A 20948-nucleotide genomic window follows, 5' to 3' on the forward strand; every position below is an offset into this window, starting at 1 on the left:
TTTAACGTCTATTCCTGCTGTTCCAGTTTCTTCAAATCCAGAGACAGTTTCTCCATTGTTGTTGCAAATACAGCGAGTTCAGCCGAGCGTGACGCTTGGCTACGTGCCCCTCTGGACGTATGATCCGACTCCTGCTGCACACTGCTCAGTTTCTTCATGATTTGCTCCAGATTAGACTGGATTTTACCTTGGGCATCCCGGGAGCTGGCGGCAAGTTTGCGCACCTCACTGGCGACCACTTCGAAGCCCCGGCCGAACTCGCCTGCATGAGCAGCTTCAATTGCTGCATTCAGGCCGACAAGATGACTCTGATCCGATATCTCGCGAATGAGTTCACCCATTTTTCCAATCTGATGGATCTCCCCTGTTAATTCGGTGAGCAGAACCTGAGCCTGATCCTGGGAAGCTGCTGTTTCTTTGGCTACACTCGATATAGCCATTGCATTTTCATTTAATTCACTAATCATGCCTGTAAGCTCTTGGGTAATCTGCGTAATCGCCTGCAATGTATGTTGTTGGTCATCGGCAAGCTGATGTAACTTTTCTTTTTCTTTCTTCTCATAGGCCTCAAGGACAAGCTGTGAATCCAGATTGAACATTTTGCTGAGGGCTTGAATGACACGATGCCAGGAATCAGGGATAACCTGTTGGAATATGCTCGTTGCAATATCAAGATAGACCATATAGGTACCCAGATAATAATCTTCAGACAGACCAATACGGGAATGCACAAGTCCAATCGCAATCCGTTGCTCAATATATGCGTCGTCAACAATTCCGTCCGTCATTGATAACCAGTACATTTTCTGTGTTTCTTTTAGACGATCAATGGTAGAGAAGCGAGCGATCAGATCTACCAATTCAGGATAATTTCCCACATGATTGTAGAAATGATCTACCACTTCATTAACGACTTTTTTAAAAACAGGCCGATGATCGGCAAGCAGTGCCAGATCCCCTGCGGTTAATCCCATGTAATCAAGTTGCTTCTGTCTTGTTGCGGAAATACTGCTCATATCTGGTTCAGTCAGCTCCTTAATAAACACTAAATTACTTTAAATTGTAAATATATGTATCGATTATAGACTATAATACCTAAATATACATATACCATTAGAACTAATTCTCTTTAAAATTAACCTTATTTGTCAGCTTTTTAGATTAATATGACCCTCATAGAATTAAAAAGGCCCTGACCCTGCTGTGAAGGAGCCTCACAGCAGGCATCAGGAGCCTGATCCGGAATGGTTCGTTGCCGATTAGCGATTAAGCAGACTGCCCACATAACGTAGCAGTTCGTTCGCGCTGGCTGCGGTGTATCCATGTTCCTCAATTAAGCGTTTAATGACTTCATTCATACGTTTCAATTGTGTTGCATCCGGTGTTTTGGTTGAGGTTGTGATCTTGACGATGTCTTTCAGATCGGTAAACAACTTCTTCTCAATCGCTTCACGCAAACGGTCATGGCTGCTGTATTCGAACTTGCGCTCCTTGCGGGAGTATGCCGAGATTCGGATTAGAATCTCTTCCCTGAACGCTTTCTTTGCATTCTCGGAGATCCCGATCTGCTCCTCGATGGAACGCATCAGACGCTCATCCGGGTCCATCTCTTCATCCGTGAGCGGGTCACGAATTTTGGACCAGTTGCAGAATGCTTCAATGTTATCGAGATAATTCTCGAACAACGTTCTTGCGGACTCCTCGAATGAGTACACAAATGCTTTCTGCACTTCCTTCTTGGCCAGTTCATCATACTCCTTGCGTGCAAGAGCGATAAAGTTCAGATAACGCTCCCGCTCTTCCTTTGTAATCGAGGCATGCTGGTCCAGACCATCCTTGATCGCCCGCAGAATGTCCAGCGCGTTAATGCACTGAAGATTTTGCTTGATCAAAGCACTCGAGATCCGGTTAATGACATACCGTGGATCAATGCCGGACATCCCTTCATCCAAATACTCATTTTGCATCTCGCGCAGATCGGCTTCTTTGTAGCCTTCCACTTCTTCACCATCATACATCCGCATCTTTTTAACGAGATCCATGCCTTGTTTCTTCGTTTCCTTCAAGCGGGTAAGTATCGAAAAAATGGCTGCAGTCCGCAGTGCATGCGGTGCAATATGAACATGCTTCATGTCACTTTGTTGAATGAGCTTGGCATAGATTTTCTCTTCCTCGGACACTTTCAGATTGTACGGAATCGGCATGACAATCATCCGGGATTGCAGCGCCTCATTCTTCTTGTTGGAGATAAACGACTTATACTCCGATTCATTCGTATGCGCCACAATCATTTCATCCGCACTGATTAAGGCGAAGCGTCCTGCTTTGAAGTTCCCTTCCTGCGTGAGCGACAAGAGATTCCACAGGAATTTCTCATCACATTTCAACATCTCCTGGAACTCCATCAACCCACGGTTCGCCTTGTTCAACTCCCCATCAAAACGATAGGCACGTGGATCAGATTCGGAACCGAACTCCGTGATGGTGGAGAAGTCGATACTGCCAGTCAGATCGGCAATATCCTGCGATTTCGGATCGGATGGACTGAACGTTCCGATCCCCACCCGATTATCTTCGGAAACAATGACCCGTTCCACCGGCACCTTGCTGATATCACCACCATATTCGGTACGGAGTCTCATCTGGCAGGATGGGCACAGGTTACCCTCAATTCGGACTCCAATTTCCTTCTCCACTTCAGGACGAAGCTCCAATGGGATCAGATGCAGCGGTTCCTCATGCATCGGGCATCCATCAATGGCGTATATGGCACCTCTCTCTGTCCGTGAGAACTGTTCAAGACCTCGCTTCAACAACGTCACCAGCGTCGATTTCCCTCCACTTACGGGACCCATAAGGAGCAAGATCCGCTTTCGTACATCCAGACGACGTGCTGCCGAGTGGAAGTATTCTTCGACCAGCTTTTCAATCGAACGGTCCAGCCCAAAGATCTCCTGCTCAAAAAACTTGTACCGCTTATGCCCACCTACTTCTTCCACGCCAAACGATTCAATCATCTCATACACTCTGGCATGAGCCGTCATTGCCGGAGTCGGGTCCTCTCTCAGCAGTGCAATATAATCTTCAAATGTTCCGTTCCATGTCAAACGGTCACTCTCTGCCCGATGTTCCGCAACGCGTTCAAAAATATTCATGCTTGGTACCTCCCATGGCTCCTTTAGTGTGATTGTCAACCATTCCGAATGGTATGAAGAAATCAATAGAATTGCGGCTCCTGCTTGAATACCAATCTTGCGGTCCTGTGTAGTCCCGCCACCCTCTGTTCAAACGTCTTGTATTGTTGTGAAAAGTGTATTACATACCTATGCGGCAATTCGGGTAAGTTGACCTCTTTTTTTCAATCCAAGGTTTCGAATTTTGGCTATTCCCTGTTCTATCAGACATCTTGTGCCTTCAGAAAAAAAAGAACGAATATGATATAATGAGGGTTCTAAATTCAGGAAACCGGACAACGTATGGCCAGAGACAGGCCACTTCAGGAAAGGAGCACGGACAATGGCAGTGAAATACGAAACTGAATTATATTCGCCTGTGAAGGCTTTTTTCGAACAGCGTGGCTTCGACGTCAAGGCGGAAGTCAGACATTGTGACCTCGTCGGGGTCAGATCGGACCAGGATGAACCACTGATTGTGGAGATGAAAAAAACATTCAACCTCTCCTTGTTGTTGCAGGGCATGCAGCGCTTGAAGCTTAGCCCGTTCGTGTATCTGGCCGTCGAGCGCAATCGCAGCAAACGCGGAGCTGTGAACCAACGCTGGAGTGAACTGACTGCACTATGCAGGCAACTTGGTTTGGGGCTGCTGACTGTCACATTTTACAAAACCAAATCACCCCTGATTGATGTACTGTGCGAACCTTCCGTCCTGACAACCCCCACTAGCCGCAATGAAGTTGCCCGCAAAAGCGGTGTTCGGCGGAAACGATTGCTCAAGGAATTCGACGAACGCAGCGGAGACTACAATACGGGAGGCAGCACACGAAGACAGCTGGTCACGGCATATCGTGAGAAGGCCTTACGTGTCGCATCCGCTCTACGAACGAACGGAGAAGCCTCTCCGGCCAACCTTGCCAGACAGACAGGCGTAGGTTCTGCAGCGGCGATTCTGCAAAAGAATTATTATGGCTGGTTCGAACGCCTCTCCCGTGGGAAGTATATTCTGACGATTAAGGGAGTGCAGGCGTTAACCGAGCATGCACACATGCTTGAGGATAATGATATGATCGAACGAACCATTAATGAACTTGATGTAACGTATTCCGTATCTGGTGAAAATAAGGACGACCTTGCACACATTGCTGAAGCAGCAGCGTTGTACTTGAAAAATACAGGCAATATCTGATCCGGAATCATCCGAAGTGACGGATGCGAAAAAATGAGAATGCAAAAACACCTGTAATCTCTACTCGAGACTACAGGTGTTTTTGTTTGTTCTATATAGATGATTGCTATTAGAAGCTTGCTGCTACATCGGAAGCCAATTTCAGACCTGCAGTAACGATTTCTTCAGCACGATCTGCAGAAGCGTTATGTCCTTCAACGATAACTACTTCTGGGTTTTGAATGCCCCACAAGCCGAGAACTGTTTTCAGGAAGTTCAGGGACATTTCAGCAGCTGCCATTGGGCCTTCGGAGTATACGCCACCACGTGCGTTAAGCAAAGCTACTTTTTTGTCGCCAGCAAGTCCTACAGGACCTTCAGCAGTGTATTTGAACGTTTTACCAGCTTGGCTCAGGTAAGCAATGTAGTTTACCAATGGAGCTGGAACAGTGAAGTTCCACAGTGGGAATGCAAATACTACTTTATCTGCTGCAAGGAATTGATCTTGCAATTGTGCTGCAAGTGAAGCTGCTTTTTGCTCGTCAGCTGTCAGTTCAAAACCGTTAGCTGCTTTGTAAGTACCTGTGATAGCAGTGTTACCATAGAATGGGAATTCTGTATTGTAGAGGTCCAGCTCAGTAACTGTGTCACCTGGGTGGGACTCTTTGTATGCGCTCAAGAATGCATCGTACAATTTAACGCTGACTGCTTGATCTGCAGGACGGTCATTTGCTTTTACGAATAAAATATTAGACATGTTGAATTTTCCCCCGTTAGATAAAATATATGAGTGCTTTTTCTGAACTCACCACAATTGCAGCTTATATAAAGAAACCAACAACTCATTAATTCATATTATATATAAAAATGTTAGTGGATGCAATAACGTAATCACAATGTTTATGAACCAATTTGGATTTTGCTACAATCTATTTTTCGATCCGGCTCAGCTGCGAGCCGTAAATTCAGATATGGTTTCACTGATCAGGTTCATGCCAAGCAGCAATTCATCGCGTCCCGGATGGCTAAAGTTCAATCGAATGTAGCGTTGATCCTGTACACCTGTGGAGCATAGCGATCCAGGTAGAAAAGATACACCTTTGGGCAGAGCCGCCTTGAGCAGAGCGGTACTATCCAATCCTTCCGGCAATTGTACCCACAGATACATTCCGCCTTCAGGGGTATTGTATTGACACCCTTTCCAGCCCGGTCTTTTCAACAGTTCAAGCATCAGTTTGAGCCTGGTCTTATACTCCCGATTCAACATGGATAGATGATCACTCCATCGAAAAGGGGAATGGGCGAGCAGTTGATATAACAGCCGCTGATTCATCGGACTGGACTGACCATCTGCAATTCGTTTAACTGAAGCCATGGCCTGAATCAGTGCAGGGTGCCCAGCGGCCCATCCGGTTCGAAGAGCGGGCGCTACCGTTTTACTAAACGAACCGATGTAGAGAACATGTCCACCCTGGTCGGCAGTATCCAGTGCAAAGAGTGAAGGATATTTACGATAGAATTCCGCCGGCTCAAGGCCATCGAAATGAAGCTCTCCGTAAGAATCATCTTCCACAAGCAGTACACCATAGCGTGAACACAGATCAAGCACAGCCTCCCGCCGCTCCATACTCCACAAAGCACCGGTCGGATTCGAGAAACTGGGTGCAGCAAAAAGCAGCTTCGGTCTCACCTGCTGCATGTGATGCTCCAAAAGGTCAGGCAGTATCCCGTCCCGATCACCCATTACGGGCACAATTTTGGCTCCTTGCATCTCCAGAACCTCAAGACAACCTGGAGATGTAGGATGTTCGACCAGCACGGAGTCTCCTGGTTCAAGCAATAGACGCATCACCAGATCGATGGCCTGCTGGGTACCAGTGGTCAACAGAATCTGCTCGGGTACCGTTCGTATGCCTTTGCGTGCATTCCAGTCTTTGTTCAGCCACTCTCTTAAGGGTGTGTAGCCTGCAGGCTCTCCATATTGCAATGCAGAAGGGCCTGAACTAAAGACAGACACCGCTGCTTCTTCCAGCAATTTAAAAGGAAACAACTCCTCCGCAGGCAATTCCTCTGCCAGAGAAATGAAATAATCCCTGCCAGACATCTCACGTATGTCCCTCAGCGGTGATGACAACAGCCTGTTGGTACGGGAAGCAAAGAAATATTCCATCGATCCGATCCCCTTTCGTCCCTATCGAAACTGAACTCGCAGTCCGCAGCCCTACAACCTATTCCTGCTCGCCATCGAATATGACCGGATGCACACCTGACCTGTTGTGATGCTAGAAGAACATACCTGGTTCGTCAGGATACCGTCTTCGATTGCCTTGCATGCAAGGCATAACGTTCAATGGCCTGTGCTCTGCTGCTTACTTCCAGCTTCACGTATATTTTACGCAAATAATTATCAATCGAGCGCCTGCTAACGTTGATCTCACTCGCTATTTTATCATAGGTTACCCCTTGAACAATTCTTTCCATGATAAAAGTTTCGGTTTCTGTTAATTCAATGACATGTTCTTCTGTTGGAGACTCCACGGGTTGCGCCCACTCCGCACTGTTTAACCACGATAATGGAATGGATACATGGCCCTCACGTAACCCCGAGATCAGATGAATCAGCTGGCTAGGGGAAGCCTGTTTGGATAGCATGCCGCTTGCACCAAGACTTATCAGATGACGAAACAGTTTCACATTGTCTTCATCGGTTAAAATGATGATGTGACTATGTGCTGACAGATTCTTCATCTGGGCAATATATTGATCTGCCTGGCCCTCCGGAAGACGATAATCCATGAGAACCAGATCAGGCTGGTGAATGTTCACCAGTTCGAGCCCTTCTGTTCCGGTCGAAGTCATGCCACGTACCGTCAGATCTTGCTGCTCTTCCAAAATCAATTTTGTACCGAGCATGCTGGTGGGGTGGATATCTACGATGACCACCTGCCATACTTTTTTCATTGTTGTTCCCCCTGTTATGTATTGGACAAATAACTTCTACCTTCTGTCATGATGATTCCCTCGTCTTGCGACAGTCCGAGTATAGAAGAAGCACAGGTCGGATTATGTCGAAAAACATAAAAATACAGGATGCAGCTGTTAAAAAAGCTCTATGTTCACTGTATTTTGTTATAAAAACACCATGACGTTCATCTCTCCATGCCCGGAAAGGTCAAAATATAGTATAAATTTCCTGCATTTCTATCTAAAAAAGTCGAAAAACCTGCCCAAAGTTCCTACTTATTGCATCTATAAGAAATTGTATCCTAGGACTTCCTTCCGATGCAATCTCTTTTTGCTCTATTAAGTAAAGAATTTCATTTTTGCGTAATCAATAGGGGCATGATAGAATGAGGACTGGAAAAATTTTTGTACCTATAAATGACCAGGAGTGATGATATGAAACCATCTGCCCCGCCCTCTGACATCCATCACACCCGGAGTGCCAAAGGCAAGGCCGGATCTTCAATCAAGCTGTTTCTGGTAATGTGGATTGTTCTCATTGCACTAGGAGTCGTTGGAACCTACTATTATAGTAACCATCTCCAGCAACAGATGATTAACCAGCTTCAGGCCCATAATCAGCAGCAGATTGCAGCGCTAAAAACCGACTATGAAAAGCAGCTAACAACGATATCGAAGGAAGTAGCCGACCTGCAAGGACAGGTTCAATCCTTCAATGAATTGCTGACTTTTACCAAGGATAATGCAAGTGACAAAACGGATAACAGCAACAAACTGTATACTCAGCTGAGCGAAGTCAAAAAACAACTGGAGACACTCCAGAAAAAGATGGACCTGCTCAAATGATTACACCCGTCAAACAGGTTAATCGTTTTTTTATGCTTGCACTCGCTCCTTTTGTTGGATTGATATTATGTCTGCTGCTGCTTCGTCCTCCGCTTGAACCCGGAGGTTTGATTCCCACCGAGTTGTCAGAGGACAGCATTACTCCCCGGACCCAAGCAATTAGCCAAGAGCTTGCCGGGGCAAAAGACGCTGCTGTCCAGACTTCTTCTTCTATTAAAAGAACGACACAGCTCTACAATAAGACAACGAGTACGATGTCTACACTTGTGCAGAAGGCTACTGCTCAGGCGGATCGCCCAGAAAGCATTTATAACAAACGAATCTCATCCAAGCTGGGCGTTCCATTTGAACGGGTAGACAGTGACCGGCTGACGATTGAAATGTACAGAGTGAATCCTGGTAGCTATAAGGGCTATGCCATGAAGATTAAGCTAAAAGATCCCACGGCCATGCAGATGGCTCTGGATAGCGAACCTGGACGTTCTGAGACAACCATGCAGGCTGTGAAGCGTAACGGCGCAATTGCCGGGATCAACGCGGGAGGGTTCGCTGACAGTGGCGGCAAACGTTATCCTCTCAGCACAACCGTCATGGACGGGAAATACGTGAATGGTTTTCAGGCCAGTTTCAAAGATCTGTTCTTTGTAGGACTTAACGATGCCGGCAAGCTGGTCGGAGGCAAGTTCTTCGATAAAAACTCGCTGGATCGCCTGCAACCGCAATTCGGGGCTACGTTTGTGCCGGTGCTGCTACAGAATGGGCGCAAAACAGCAATTCCCGATAAGTGGAAGGTATCACCCAAACGAGCACCTCGTACAGTCATCGGCAATTATAAAGACGATCAGTTGTTGATCATTGTGGTCGATGGATATAATGAAGGCGGAAGTTCTGGTGCTACCCTTGAAGAATTGCAAGGACGGTTGTACAAGCTTGGGGTCATTGATGCCTATAATCTGGATGGCGGTGGATCTTCCTCGCTTATTCTGAATAATCGGGTTGTGAATAACCCTTCGGATGGCAGCCTCAGACCGGTACCCACACACTTTTTATTTTATAAATGATGGGGTGAAGCATTTCTTTTCTACTTATAATGGTTATAATAGAAGAAATAAAAGAAAATGAGCTTGTGCAGGAGGTGCGAAGGGTATGTCGTTTTCACTGACATTCTGGATTATTGCAGTTGTATTGACTCTCTTCATAACAGGCATTCTCACTTCATCCTACAACAATGACAAGACAAAAGGCCTGTAAAGGCCAAGCCTCTCTCCGGAGAGGCTTTTTTTAATGCTTTATCCTCGAAAATAGCAAGAGACAAGGCTTAAAAGAATGCTTCAATTCTTCTAAGCCTTGTCTCTTGCTAGACGGGATCAATAGCTAACCGCCCGATCACTTTGCATTGGTATCATAGAATCAGACAGTGTAGGTCCACTCACCGACCCACCCTCAACCAGTGTCACGTAAATCCGTTCATGGTCAACGGGTTCTCCAGCAATAATCTTGATTAATTGTTCAGCAGCGAGTGATCCCCATTTGCGTTTGGAATAATCAATGCTTGCCAATCTCGGCTGCACGTATTTGCTCAGTTCAATATTGTCGAATCCGATGACATCAATCTCCTGACCAACGCCAAGTACACTGTCTGCGAGACGATCACACAGGCCAATAGCCATCTCATCATTGAGGCAGAATACAGCTGCAGGTCCATCATATGCCTGTACAATCTGACCTGCGGCTCGTTCTCCACCACTCTTCTCAAAATCCCCCGTGATCTCAATCCATTCTACATCGGCTTCACGTTCCGCAACCTGTCTTATAGCCTTCAAACGCTGCATAGAGTCAAACGAACCTTCTGGTCCCGTCACCACATAGATTTTCTTATGTCCCTGTTCAATCAGATGCTCCATAGCAAGTGTCGCCCCGGCTTTGTTATCCAGCAGAACCTGATTAATGTTGGGATGATCCATCTCCCGGTCCAGTACAACGATTTTGTGCCCTCGATCGGCATATTGCATCAGTTCTTCACTTGCAAACGTATGATCCAGAATGATTGCACCATCAATCATCCGTTCTGGAAGCATGCGATGGGACTGTTTACCGCTGCACACGATCAGGTCATAACCTTGAGCATTACATACGGCTTTCATGCCACTCAGCAAGTCTCCATATACATCTCCGCTAAAATCGGTCAAGAAAACACCCAGAATTTTGGATTCTCTCTTCTTCAGTGTTCTTGCAGCGGCATTTGGAACATAGTTCAGCTCTTTGGCTATGGCCAAAATTTTGGAACTCGTCTCATCGGTCACTTTGTTGCTGCCATTCAGCGCATATGACACGGTGGATATAGAAACTCCCGCCTGTTTGGCGATATCCTTGATACTGACCACATTCTTCGCTCCCCTGTTATGTTGATCAGGCCTCCCTAGTGAAAGGCCTGACACATTACTCTTTCCATCCATCGGATTACACGAGTCGGAATGATTTCTTTTGGGTATCCCGGCTGTTCGGACCAACAAGAAGATGGAATTCGCCCCGATCACTGCGATGACTTAAGTCGGAATGGTGATAACGAAGCTGTTTCTCATTTAATGTAAACATGGCTGTACCACTCTCGCCTGGCGCAAGTGCAAGTTTCACATACCCTTTCAACTCACGCATCGGACGAACCACTTCACCCGTTACATCACGAACATACAACTGAACAGTCTCCACTCCCGCGCGCTCACCTGTGTTCGTTACACGAACCTGGATGCTCAAAGACTCATCAGCAGTCAACTCGTTACTTGACACTTCAAGATCACCATAAGCGAAGGAAGTGTATGAGAGACCGTAACCAAATGGAAGCAAAGGTTCATTCGGGCTGTCAATGTATTTGGATACATAACGTTCTTCCGTCTTTTCCGGGTTCAGTGGACGGCCTGTATTGAAATGGTTGTAATAGACCGGAATCTGACCTGCGGATTGCGGGAAGGACATGGTCAGACGTGCAGATGGATTCACTACACCTGTCAGAACATCTGCAATCGCAGCTCCACCTTCACTACCGGGGAACCAGGCTTCAAGAACAGCATCCGATTCATCGATTACACCATGCAGATCCAATGGACGGCCATTGAAAATAACGGTGGCAATAGGTTTCCCTGCTGCTTTGAGCTGTTTGACCAATTCCAATTGGGCCGCTGGCAGACGAATATCCGTACGTGAGCCACCTTCTCCGCTCATCTCGGAGTCTTCACCTAGAGCCAGGACGATCAGATCTGCTTTGCTTGCCACGTCCAGAGCTTCGGCAATCTGCTCAGCTGTAATGGTATGAACATCACTGCCTTGGGCAAATTGAACTTTCCCACCCGTCAGACGCTCTTTCAGAGCTGTTCCCAGCTTGACTGCATCTTCCTTAACCCCTTCACAAGACCACCAACCCAGAATGTCTGGACTCTGTGCAAAAGGACCAATAAGGGCTACATTAGCTTCCGGCTGAAGCGGAAGAACGTTGCCATCATTTTTCAACAGGACAGCTGATTTCGTTGCCAGTTCATACGATACCTGACGGTGCTCTTTGGAGAACACAATCTCTCGCTCACGTTCCGGATCAGCTGCACGCAGGGGATTATCGAACAATCCCAGCTTTTCTTTGAGTTGCAAAATTCGCAGAACGGCTTCATCAATGAGTTCCTCTTCTACTTCACCGCTCTCAATCAGCTCAGGCAGATGATGCACATAACAAGGTGTCATCATCTCCATATCCACCCCTGCGCGAATGGCACGATATGCCGCTTCACGGTCATCTTCCGCAGCGCCATGGGCAATCATCTCGCGAATGGAAGCCCAATCCGAGATCAATACGCCATCAAAGCCCCACTCGTCACGCAATATACCGCGCATCAGCTTTTCGTTGCCGCTCGCCGGAATACCGTCGACTGTATTGAACGAAGTCATGACCATTTCCACACCCGCATCCAATGCTGCTTTGTACGCTGGCAAATAGTACTCACGCAGGTTACGCTCGGACATATCCACGGTATTGTAATCTCGACCACCCTCTGCCGCTCCATACGCCGCAAAGTGTTTGACACAGGCAGCAAGGCGATCAGGCTCATCCTTCAAGCTATCTCCTTGATATCCACGTACGAATGCAGCCGCGAACAAGCTGTTCAGATAAGGATCTTCGCCAGTCGTCTCCATCACACGGCCCCAGCGCGGGTCACGAACCAGATCCACCATCGGTGCAAAGGTAACATGCAAACCGGATACAGCTGATTCACGTGCTGCAATTTCAGCACTTTTCTCAGCGAGTTCGGTATCCCATGAGCAACCGATGGCCAGCGGAATCGGCAAAATGGTTTTAAATCCATGTACAACATCAGCCATGAACAAGAGTGGAATGCCCAGACGACTTTTCTTCATATAAGCTTGCTGTACATCAATGATGGCCTGTGCACCGGACAACCCCAGAATGGAGCCACTGGCGTCCACGGACTGCTCCGTGATTCCCATTTCTTCCATCGGTCCTGTGATCTGACCTTCAACATTCGTTCCTTCATAAAAGTTGGCAGTCAACTGAAGAAGCTGAGCTGTTTTTTCCTCCAACGTCATCTGTTTCACCAGGTCTTGCAACTGCTCGTTATTCATCAATAGTATCCTCCACTACAAGTTGTTGAAATAAAGAACCCGGCTGCGTTCGGGGAGAGACCGCGCACCGGGTTCAAAATTAATTACTGAACGATTACTAGAATTTCTCGTTTAGCTCATCCAGATAAGGTTGAACCAGGGACATTTTACTGTTCACCCATTCTTTCCAGTTCGCCTCCAGATCTCCGCTTTTCAGAATCAGGTTGGCATATTCGTTCTGGTAATCGAATGAAGCTTGACTCTTAGCTTTGGAATCGTACAGGTTGATATCCCAATCATATGCTGCAAGTGATTTGCCTTCTGTACCGAGTTTTGCTTTTTCTTCGAACAGTTTCACGGCTCTATCACGGTAATCTTTTTTGATTGCAGGGTTTACAACACTGAAGTCGTCACCCAACAAGTACAGACCTTCGAAACGTGCTGGATATTTGTCTTCCAATACTGTTCCTTCTGGCAACAAGCTCACCAGTTCTTGGTTCTCATCATATTTCCAATCTGTTCCTTCAAAGCCCATGTTGATGAGCAACTGGCCTTCTTTTGTTGCGGAGTAATCGATCAGATCCATGATCCGTTCGAATTTCTCATCGCTGATCTCAGGGTTGAAGATCAGTGCGGACCAGAAGTTTGCTTGCTCCAAGTTACGGTATTTTCCGTCGTCTCCAAGAACAATTGCTGTGTGGACCAAATCATCACTGCTCACACCCAGATTTTTCTTCATATCAGAATCCAGACCTTGTCTGTACGAAGCCAGTCCGCCCAGACTTGTAACTGCAGCTGTACCTGTTACTTTGAAGTTATTTTGACCTTCATTGTTTTTCCAAGTGTAGAACTCAGGGTTAAGCAGTCCATCTTTATATGCTTTTTGCATCAATTTCAGACCTGTAAGTGTCTCAGGATCCGAAGGACCCCAGTGGAACTGGCCGTCTTCACCTTTGTAGAATGGAGCATCAGTCATCGCATGAGCACTATTTGGCATGATCATGTTTGTCATCGCATCTGCCGCATTATAGGACAGTGGTACAAGCTTGTTACCCACTTTACCTGGATCTTTCTCTTTTACAAGCGCAGCGAATTCATTCAATTCGGTTGTTGTATACGCATCTTTCAGTTCAAAACCAACCGCTTCAGCCCAGTCTTTACGGAGTGCAATAACCCCAATTTGGTTGGTCAGCGGATCAGCAGGTTTGTTCTCATAATAGATTGGTCTAGGCAAGAGATACGTTCCACCTGTCAGTTCTTCCAACTTATCACCAAGTCCCGTCAAGTTGTACGCAGCGGCAACATTTGGCCAGCGCTCTTTCCAATCATCCGGGAATTTGTAGAACAGCCCTTGATCAATATTATTCAACGCATCGCCATGGACATAGTTCCATACCGATACATCCGGCAAATCGCCCGAGTTGATCCACAGACGAAGCTTCTCACCCCATGAATCCCAATCGATATAGTTGTAGTCCCATGTTACGTTGAATTTGTCTGTCCAGAACTTATGGAACTCATTATCCAAATTTCCGTTTTTAATTTCTGTCAGGTTTGCCACGGAGATGGTAAGGTTATCTGTATAATTACCTTCAGCATCCTTCTCGTTACTACCTTCAGAACCACCACTGGAACAAGCTGTCACCACCAACATCAAGAGACAGAGTGTGATGGCAAAGAGAGATTTAACTGACGACTTTCTGTTCGTTTCCATGCTTTTACCCCCATGTTTTTAGTCGAATTTGTAGTCCAAATCCTATGTGTATATCAGGTTTTGATTGCCCCTGTTAATACCCCTTTGGCAAAGTGCTTTTGCAGCATTGGGAAGAAACACATAATCGGTACCATCGTTACAAATACAGCCGCCATCTTCATACCCATGGAGAAGTTGCTCACTTGGGTTGCATCTACGCTGGATGCGTTGGATGCGTTCGTCTGGGATGTGACAATAATGGTCCTCAGTACGTTTTGCAGCGGTAACTGATCCGCTTTTCGCAGGAAGATCATCGCATCGTACCAACTGTTCCAGTAAGCTACACCGTAGAACAATGTAATTGTAGCCATAATAGGTGTAGCCAGCGGGAGAACGACGGAGAACAGGATTCTCCACTCCCCGGCACCATCCAGTCTCGCTGATTCCATCAGTGATTCCGGTAAGGTGTAGAAGTAGTTCATCATCAGGATCATGTTAAATGCACTGAAGCTTCCCGCCAGAATAACGGACCATAACGTGCCTGTAAGATGCAGTGATTTCATGATCAGATACAGGGGTACGATACCACCGTTAAAGATCATCGTGAACAGAACCAGGAAAAAGAGAAACTTCTTGAACGGGAAGTTACTGCGGCTAAGACCATAAGCCATACTTGTTGTCAGGAACAAGCTGAGCGGCAAGCCGATCACCAGCAAGATAATCGTGTTTTTGTACCCTGACAAGATACTTCCGTCAGCGAACAAAGCTTTATAGGAATCCAGTGTGAACTCTTTAGGGAACATCAAAAATGGATTTTCAGCGTACTCTTTTTGTGTTGCAAACGAGATCATGATGACATTCCAGAATGGAATCAAAATCATTAAGGCAAGTACAAGTAATATGGCAAATATGAAGTAATCGAGAAGTGTCATTCTTTCTGTGCCAATTCTCGGCTTTTTGTTAGCTTTCTTGCTCATCTCATTTCTCCTCCTCTCTTATCGGAACAAACCGTCTCCGCCAAGCCACTTGGCAAATCTGTCAGCGAGAAGCAGCAAGGCCATATTCACCAGGGAACGGAACAAGCTGACCGCTGTCGAGAAGGAGAAATCGGTTGATGACTGGAACGTAATCCGATAGATATATACATCGAGTACTTCCGATACGTTTTTGGTTGCTGCATTTGCCAAGTTGAAGATCTGGTCGAAACCGGAAGACATCAGTCCACCTACCGACAGAATGAACATTACCGTGATGGTTGGTAGAATGTTTGGCAAGGTAATACGGAACATCTGTTGCATACGAGAAGCTCCGTCAATCTGTGCCGACTCATACTGATCCTGATCGATACCTGAGATGGCAGCCAAGAAGATAATCGCGCCCCATCCACTTGATTTCCATATATCAGTCAACAGCAACATCGGTACAAAGTTGGATTCGGACCCCAGGAAGTTAATCGTTGGCAATCCGAGTAATCCGAGCGCGCTATTGACCAATCCGTCATATGCCAGGACATTGATGACAACCCCGGATACGATGATCCATGACAGGAAGTGCGGGAACGTAAGTACGGTTTGGAACCACTTTTTCCCTCTGCGCATCCGCAGTTCATTCAGCAACAACGCCAGAATAATCGGGAACGGGAACTGAATAATCAGTTTAAGAATATTGATGTACAGCGTACGCCATACCGCATCGATAAAGGTTGGATCACGGAAAACATATTTGAAGTTCTCGAATCCGCTCCATGGACTTCCCCAGATGCCCAGATTGGCCTTGTAATCTTTGAACGCCAGAGACAGGCCGCCCATTGGCATGTAGGCAAACAGGATTAGCCAGACAAGCCCCGGAATAAGCAGGGTGTATGTCATTCGGTGCTTCCAGATTTCAGTCCAGAGCGAATTGCCCTTCACGTTTCCCTTCAGCTTTTTGCTAGGTCCTTCGACTGCAGGTTTCACATTGCATCTCCTCACTCTACTTTGGTCTTGTCGTTGTACAGAAAATCAAACATCGTTCTCAGGTGGTGCTCCCAAAATCTCCATTCATGAGCACCCGGCGTCTCCACATACCGAAAATCAAAGGCAGTACCCTGCATGTATTTCGCGTAATCGCGATTCATCTCCACGAAGGGATCACTATCGCCGCAGCAACTGAGGATATCCGGTAAAGGTACACCCTGTTCCAGCAACTTGGCAGACAGTGCGTAAATATCCTGATCGGCTTTTACCTGTAACCGTTCTCCAAAAACCGCTTTCATTTCCTTGATCATAGTCGCTGGCATATGGGGATCATGAAGTCGTGTTTGAATATCTGTAACGCCAGATAAAGATACGACTTTGCGATAGCGCTCTGGATAAGTTAGCCCACATTTCAGTGCACCATATCCACCCATGGATAAACCGGCAACGTACGTTTTCTCCGGATCAGGATTTAGATTGAGAAGACGTTTGCAGACTTCAGGTAACTCCTGAGTGATGTAGTGGAAGTAATTCAGGCCGTATTCCATATCGGTGTAATAGCTTCGATTCGCTTCTGGCATAATGATGGTACAGCCGTATTGCGCTGCATACATCTCAATTGTGGTTAACCGCTGCCAGGTACTCGCATTATCGCCTGCCCCGTGCAACAAATATAGTGTACCGCCTGAAGTCTCTCCGGAGTCACTGGACACAACATGTATGCTCGTATTCATGCATAATGTTGGCGATCCAGTTTCGATCGTTATATGCGCCATAATGTAACCCCTCTCATCATCGCCTGCTGTCTTTACTCATTCGCTTCTCTGGCGTTGGATTGCAGGCTGTTGTAGATTCCCTTGTATTACGATGGGTTATCGAAACGATTTTCTCGAATCGTTTCAAAACATAGCCAACGTTGATCCACATGGACTTGATTACAACACTTTTAATGTGGAAGCGATTTCTTCGAATCGTTTCGAATAAATCATAAGCCCGATGAGTAAATCCTGTCAATAACCTTTTTACAAATTTCGCGTTATTTTCTCGAAAAAATGCTTTTTCAAGTCTAAATTTGCGCCCAAAGACACTATTATTGCGAAAAAATGAAATTTTAGTCAGTGCTATTACAACTTTAATTGACACCCAACCAGGTTTATACTAACATGGGTTCTGATTTTGCATTCAAATTACGGAAACGTTTCACCAACCGATTTTACTCAGGTTTTACCTGATATTAGGGAGGTTAATATGTCTAAGCAACTCAAAGGCTTCGTTCAAACGATTACCGAACAACAATTGAATGTTTTCTCCATTCGCATATTACATAAAGGGCACCTGCTTGCCCATTGGGACAGGGACAGGGATCAGCGCCGTGTACAACATTCCATCAGCAAATCCTTCACCAGCATGGCCGTTGGTCTTGCGATTGAAGAAGGTCTTTTACATCTGGATGCCACACTCGGTGATTATTTCGCCTATAATCACGCACCCATTGCACAGCACAATATCCCCTCGCCGCGGGATTTGAAACTACGTGATCTTCTCCGAATGTCTTCGGGCCATGACTCTCCCCCTCTTTGGGCTGATGAACGAGCTTCATTGACCGAGAAGGATTGGGCAAAATATTACATGTCTCTGCCTCTGGACCGGGTACCTGGTGAACAATTTACATATAGCAGTGGTGATACCTTTATGATCTCGGCCATGCTGCAGGCTGCCACCGGGCAAACCGTGAAAGATTACCTGACTCCACGGTTATTCGAACCGCTTGGTATCCATGATGTAGAGTGGGAAACCTCTCCACTAGGCGTAACGCTCGGCTGTGCTGGTCTATGGATAAGCAATGAGGAACTAAGTCGATTTGGACAGTTCATGCTGCAGGAGGGTCTCTGGAACGGCACACAGCTTGTACCTGCGGATTGGGTCAGACGGGCTACGTCCCGGCAGATCGAAACGACTGGAGGCGGTGATTGGGGAGAAGGATACGGATATCAGTTCTGGATGTGTTCTCATGGCGCTTATCGCGCCGATGGAGCTTATGGTCAATTGTGTATCATCATTCCCTCAAAAGAAGCTGTCATATGTATCAACAGTGAGGAAGAGAATATGCAAGGTATCCTGAATGCCGTATGGAATGAGGTTTTACCCCTTTACACCCAGCGTTAGTCTACGTATTTTTCTTTTTTTCAATATTGAAATTATGCCATCTGCTGGATAATAAAACAAAAAAAACGCCACGGGGACATAAAACCCCTTGGCGTTACTTCTTACCCGTGCTGTGGAAGCTGAGTCATTTCATCTAAACATTGTGCGCATATGTAACGCTCTTTGAACTCGTTGACTTCCTCGATGGATCCGCAGAAAATACATTTTGGACGATATCTCTCCAAGATAATATGGTCCCCTTGTACTAAAATCTCTACAGGATCTCCCTCATTCATTTGATACCTTTTACGCAAAGATTTAGGCAATACGATCCTACCTAATTGGTCCACTTTGCGAACTACTCCAGCTGGCTTCATAGCTACGGCACACCTCTCCTATCTTACTCTAAATTTCTAGGTACATTTGTACTATGTTTATAGATTCGCCAAGATTTTGTCGAATCCTGCTGGAAATAAACATTTTTTGTCCTTTTTTTTGAAAAATGTTTTTTTACCGAATTCTAGTCGGCATGAATAACCTTAATTTATCCTTCTAACCCCGGAAAATTGAGCTGGCGTAATGCTTCATATACAATAATGGCTGCCGAATTCGACAGATTTAATGATCTAACATCACCAGTCATTGGCATTTTCATACATGTATCGGGATTGGCAGCAATTAATTCAGGCGGCAGGCCTTTAGTCTCTTTACCAAAGACGAGGAAATCCCCATCCTGAAATTTAAAATCACTGTATCGGTTCTTCGCCTTCGTAGTTGCGTAGAAGAAACGACCTTCCGAATATTTTTCCTGAACCTCGGCGAACGAGTCGTGGTATTCAATATGAACGGCATGCCAGTAGTCCAGCCCTGCCCGTTTCAATGTAGCATCATCTGTTCGAAATCCAAGTGGACGCACGAGATGAAGATGGGTGCCGGTTGCCGCACAAGTACGAGAAATATTTCCTGTGTTTGCCGGAATTTCTGGTTCAACCAGAACGATGTGTAAAGCCATATGTGTTCAATCTCCTTTTCATTTCATGTTGACGACAACCCTCTAATCTTAAAGAAAAGCCCTCCACACGTCAATGTGGAAGGCTCTGGTAAGGCACATTGATTAGACACTAAGGTCTATGACACAGTACCTATACTATTTATCCATTTGTCTTCTGAAAGTGGTTCATGAAGTCTGTGAGCGCCTTAACACTCTCATAAGGAGCAGCATTGTATATGGAGGCACGGAGACCACCCACACTGCGATGTCCTTTCAGACCTACGAATCCTTCTTCTTCCGATGCCTTGATGAACTTCTTCTCCAGTTCTTCAGAAGCAAGACGGAAGGTTACATTCATCAGGGAACGGTCTTCTGGTTCGACACAACCACGGTAGAAATCACCTGAAGAATCAATCGTGTTATAAAGCAATTCCGCTTTTTTCGTATTTTTTTGCTCAATACCAGCCAATCCGCCCTGTTCTTCAATCCATTTCAACACTTCATTCACCATATATACCGAGAAGGAAGGTGGCGTGTTATATAGGGAGTTATTATCTACATGCGTGCTGTAACGGAGCATCGTTGGAATCGTTTTGGGTGATTCGCTCACCAGTTCCTCACGAGCAATAACAACCGTAATTCCGGATGGACCCAAGTTCTTCTGTGCACCCGCGTAGATCATGCCAAATTGATTGAGATCAAATGGTTTACAGAAGATGTCACTCGACATGTCAGCAATCAGAGGTACAGAACCCGTATCCGGGAATGACTTGAATTGCGTACCTTCAATCGTTTCGTTAGAAGTCAAATGCACATAAGCCGTACGTTCTGGCAGACTCAGATTCGAAACATCCGGTAATTTCATGAACTTCTCTGCTTCCGAAGATGCTGCTACATGCGTCTCGCCAATCAGCTTCGCCTCAGACAGAGCCTTCTTGGCCCAGCTGCCAGTCATCACATAACTTGCCGTCTGTCCTGCCCCAAGCAGGTTCATTGGCAGCATCGCGAACTGAGTGCTTGCACCACCCTGCAGAAAGAGAACCTTATATCCTTTTGGATTGCCTAGAAGCGACAATAAGCGCTCCTGAGCTTCATTATGTACAGACTCGTACACCGCTCCACGGTGAGACATCTCCATAATCGACATGCCTGTGTTACGAAAATCTACAAATTCCGCCTGTGCACGCTCCAGTACCTCAAGTGGCAACGCCGCAGGTCCTGCATTAAAATTATACGCTCTCTTTGTCACAAAATCCCCCGCCCTTTCCATCCGTAACTGACATACAAAGTAAATATTATCGCTATGATAGCAGTATTCTCTATCTGCTTCAAGGGCAATATGCACTGAAGTGTTGATTTCAGGCCATCAAATTCCTTTATCACCCTGCAAAGTTAAAGCACTACATTC

At 46.1% G+C, this 20948-nt stretch carries 18 protein-coding genes; 4 read left to right on the plus strand and 14 right to left on the minus strand.

Annotated elements, in window-relative coordinates; genetic code table 11:
* Positions 1-8: 8 nt before the first annotated feature.
* Together AC4G47_RS21240 and AC4G47_RS21245 are read right to left on the minus strand one after the other, a co-directional pair.
* Positions 9-1016, minus strand: coding sequence for a protoglobin domain-containing protein (locus AC4G47_RS21240; protein WP_491102534.1), 1008 nt, complete (start codon positions 1014-1016; stop codon positions 9-11).
* 243 nt (positions 1017-1259) lie between these two features.
* Positions 1260-3155 carry a PrkA family serine protein kinase gene (locus AC4G47_RS21245; RefSeq protein WP_458126103.1) on the minus strand — a complete coding sequence of 632 codons (1896 nt, stop codon included), beginning with the start codon at positions 3153-3155 and terminating at the stop codon, positions 1260-1262.
* Positions 3156-3516: 361 nt separating this feature from the next.
* Here AC4G47_RS21245 and AC4G47_RS21250 point away from each other — a divergent pair, with 361 nt between their 5' ends.
* On the plus strand, positions 3517-4362 hold the full coding sequence (locus tag AC4G47_RS21250) for a DUF2161 domain-containing phosphodiesterase (RefSeq protein WP_491102536.1): 846 nt from the start codon (positions 3517-3519) through the stop codon (positions 4360-4362).
* Positions 4363-4471: 109 nt separating this feature from the next.
* Here the strand turns inward: AC4G47_RS21250 and AC4G47_RS21255 are convergent, their stop codons facing one another.
* From AC4G47_RS21255 to AC4G47_RS21265, 3 genes are all read right to left on the minus strand, one after another.
* Positions 4472-5098: an FMN-dependent NADH-azoreductase gene (locus AC4G47_RS21255; RefSeq protein ID WP_491102537.1), complete on the minus strand. Its 627-nt coding sequence runs from the start codon at positions 5096-5098 to the stop codon at positions 4472-4474.
* 189 nt (positions 5099-5287) lie between these two features.
* On the minus strand, positions 5288-6511 hold the full coding sequence (locus AC4G47_RS21260) for an aminotransferase-like domain-containing protein (protein WP_491102539.1): 1224 nt from the start codon (positions 6509-6511) through the stop codon (positions 5288-5290).
* Positions 6512-6645: 134 nt separating this feature from the next.
* Positions 6646-7302 carry a response regulator gene (locus tag AC4G47_RS21265; RefSeq protein ID WP_458126099.1) on the minus strand — a complete coding sequence of 219 codons (657 nt, stop codon included), beginning with the start codon at positions 7300-7302 and terminating at the stop codon, positions 6646-6648.
* A 438-nt stretch (positions 7303-7740) separates the two neighbouring features.
* On the opposite strand from AC4G47_RS21265, the gene AC4G47_RS21270 reads away from it, so the two are divergent.
* On the plus strand, positions 7741-8151 hold the full coding sequence (locus tag AC4G47_RS21270; protein WP_062833490.1) for a uroporphyrinogen-III C-methyltransferase: 411 nt from the start codon (positions 7741-7743) through the stop codon (positions 8149-8151).
* The gene (locus tag AC4G47_RS21275; RefSeq protein ID WP_458126098.1) at positions 8148-9212 is read left to right on the plus strand and encodes a phosphodiester glycosidase family protein; all 1065 of its coding nucleotides are present in this window, start codon (positions 8148-8150) and stop codon (positions 9210-9212) included. The genes AC4G47_RS21270 and AC4G47_RS21275 overlap by 4 nt, the downstream gene beginning before the upstream one ends.
* Positions 9213-9518: 306 nt before the next feature.
* On the opposite strand, the gene AC4G47_RS21280 is transcribed toward AC4G47_RS21275, so the two are convergent.
* From AC4G47_RS21280 to AC4G47_RS21305, 6 genes are all read right to left on the minus strand, one after another.
* A complete protein-coding gene (locus AC4G47_RS21280) occupies positions 9519-10535 on the minus strand; it encodes a LacI family DNA-binding transcriptional regulator (protein WP_491102542.1) in 1017 nt (338 codons plus the stop codon).
* Between the two features lie 76 nt (positions 10536-10611).
* On the minus strand, positions 10612-12777 hold the full coding sequence (locus AC4G47_RS21285; protein ID WP_491102544.1) for a glycoside hydrolase family 3 N-terminal domain-containing protein: 2166 nt from the start codon (positions 12775-12777) through the stop codon (positions 10612-10614).
* 97 nt (positions 12778-12874) lie between these two features.
* Positions 12875-14470 (minus strand): type 2 periplasmic-binding domain-containing protein, encoded by a 1596-nt coding sequence (locus AC4G47_RS21290; protein ID WP_491102546.1) that lies wholly within the window; start codon positions 14468-14470, stop codon positions 12875-12877.
* 53 nt (positions 14471-14523) lie between these two features.
* Entirely contained in the window at positions 14524-15426 is a 903-nt protein-coding gene (locus AC4G47_RS21295) for a carbohydrate ABC transporter permease (RefSeq protein WP_458126094.1), read from the minus strand.
* An 18-nt stretch (positions 15427-15444) separates the two neighbouring features.
* Positions 15445-16404 (minus strand): ABC transporter permease, encoded by a 960-nt coding sequence (locus AC4G47_RS21300; RefSeq protein WP_458126093.1) that lies wholly within the window; start codon positions 16402-16404, stop codon positions 15445-15447.
* A gap of 11 nt (positions 16405-16415) precedes the next feature.
* The gene (locus tag AC4G47_RS21305) at positions 16416-17180 is read right to left on the minus strand and encodes an alpha/beta fold hydrolase (RefSeq protein WP_145319748.1); all 765 of its coding nucleotides are present in this window, start codon (positions 17178-17180) and stop codon (positions 16416-16418) included.
* Between the two features lie 472 nt (positions 17181-17652).
* Between AC4G47_RS21305 and AC4G47_RS21310 the strand changes: the two genes are divergently transcribed.
* The gene (locus AC4G47_RS21310; protein WP_458126091.1) at positions 17653-18570 is read left to right on the plus strand and encodes a serine hydrolase domain-containing protein; all 918 of its coding nucleotides are present in this window, start codon (positions 17653-17655) and stop codon (positions 18568-18570) included.
* Positions 18571-18671: 101 nt separating this feature from the next.
* Here AC4G47_RS21310 and AC4G47_RS21315 read toward each other — a convergent pair whose 3' ends face one another.
* From AC4G47_RS21315 to serC, 3 genes are all read right to left on the minus strand, one after another.
* Positions 18672-18926, minus strand: a complete 255-nt coding sequence (locus tag AC4G47_RS21315) for an AbrB/MazE/SpoVT family DNA-binding domain-containing protein (protein WP_036610032.1) — start codon at positions 18924-18926, stop codon at positions 18672-18674.
* 167 nt (positions 18927-19093) lie between these two features.
* Complete coding sequence (gene trmL, locus AC4G47_RS21320; protein ID WP_145319754.1) at positions 19094-19561, minus strand: tRNA (uridine(34)/cytosine(34)/5-carboxymethylaminomethyluridine(34)-2'-O)-methyltransferase TrmL; 468 nt, start codon at positions 19559-19561, stop codon at positions 19094-19096.
* Positions 19562-19700: 139 nt separating this feature from the next.
* Positions 19701-20789, minus strand: a complete 1089-nt coding sequence (serC, locus tag AC4G47_RS21325; protein ID WP_458126090.1) for a 3-phosphoserine/phosphohydroxythreonine transaminase — start codon at positions 20787-20789, stop codon at positions 19701-19703.
* Positions 20790-20948 lie beyond the last annotated feature (159 nt).

The sequence above is a fragment of the Paenibacillus sp. Negev47 genome, assembly GCF_058313655.1.